A 992-nucleotide genomic window follows, 5' to 3' on the forward strand; every position below is an offset into this window, starting at 1 on the left:
TTGTAGCTGCTTGCGCCCTGTTTACGAGGGTCAAGACCGTATTTGATGAGTTAAATGGAGCCGGCCTGGCACTCGACACCCTGTCGATGGGCATGAGCGCCGATCTGGAGGCGGCGATCCAGGCCGGCAGCACCCTGGTGCGCGTGGGCAGCGCCATTTTTGGCGCGCGTGCCAAGCCCGCCTGAACCCGACGTTTTACTTTTTCGGCAGGGCGAGCGGCTTGACGGTGCCGCAGTCAGACGACAGGAATTTGCCCGTGGCGTCCATCTTCATCTTCTCCGGTTTGCCGGTGGCCGTGCTGTTGAACATCATTTTCAGGGTGTAAGCCTCCGGGCTGACAAAAGTGACCTGGCCTTCGCCGCGGGACGGCGGCCGGGTGCAGACAAACGAGAACTTCTGGGTGTTGCCCGTGCGCGGCGAGCTGGTTTGTCGGCAGTCCCCTTGCTGCGTGGCCACTTCATTGTGTTCCACCATCTCGCGGGTCATGCAGACCTTGGCCATCACGGCGCCGCCCGCCCCCATGCCAACGCCTTGCTTGGCCATCATGTCCGCCACCATCTTGCGCTGATCGGGCGGCATGCTGGCGATCTGCTTTTGTGCCTCGGCCATGGTCTTTTCCATTTCCCCCGAGCTGCTGCTCATCTTGTTGTTGATTTCCCACAGGCCGGGTTTCAGGGTTTGCGCCGCCGCGCCCATGGCGCCGCTGGCCAAGACGGCGGTGAGCAGGACATGGTGTAACTTGTTCATAAGGGCTCCCATCAAAGTAAGTGCCGATTGTCGCCAAAGAACATGGCTTTGGGAACACACCTGGGCGGCGTCATGTGCGGGGAATTAACGCAGCGGCAGGTGGGTCGAGTTTTCACTTCTTCCATCACCGCGTAGGTGCGTGTTTCGCGCACGCCGGGCAGTTGCCAGAGCACGGTGCCGGCAAATTCGCGGTAGGCCGTCATGTCGGCCATGCGGGTTTTGAGCAGATAGTCAAAGCCGCCAGC

General features: G+C 61.2%; 3 protein-coding genes. 1 reads left to right on the forward strand and 2 read right to left on the reverse strand.

Annotated elements, in window-relative coordinates; genetic code table 11:
• The coding region (locus tag B3V69_RS01760; RefSeq protein ID WP_296443216.1) for an alanine racemase at window positions 1-185 on the forward strand (185 nt) is incomplete at its 5' end.
• Between the two features lie 10 nt (window positions 186-195).
• Here B3V69_RS01760 and B3V69_RS01765 read toward each other — a convergent pair.
• Both B3V69_RS01765 and B3V69_RS01770 read right to left on the reverse strand, forming a co-directional pair.
• Window positions 196-747, reverse strand: coding sequence for a DUF3617 domain-containing protein (locus B3V69_RS01765; protein WP_296443218.1), 552 nt, complete (start codon window positions 745-747; stop codon window positions 196-198).
• Between the two features lie 11 nt (window positions 748-758).
• Window positions 759-992, reverse strand: a 234-nt coding sequence (locus B3V69_RS01770; RefSeq protein ID WP_296443221.1) for an Lrp/AsnC ligand binding domain-containing protein, incomplete at its 5' end; no start/stop codon positions are given.

The sequence above is a fragment of the Rhodoferax sp. UBA5149 genome (assembly GCF_002413825.1).
Taxonomy (GTDB): Bacteria; Pseudomonadota; Gammaproteobacteria; order Burkholderiales; family Burkholderiaceae_C; genus Rhodoferax.

What these genes read in the sequence shown, in the direction of transcription:
- B3V69_RS01765 (WP_296443218.1), bottom strand. Translation starts at nt 747, where the DNA reads ATGAACAAGTTACACCATGTCCTGCTCACCGCCGTCTTGGCCAGCGGC.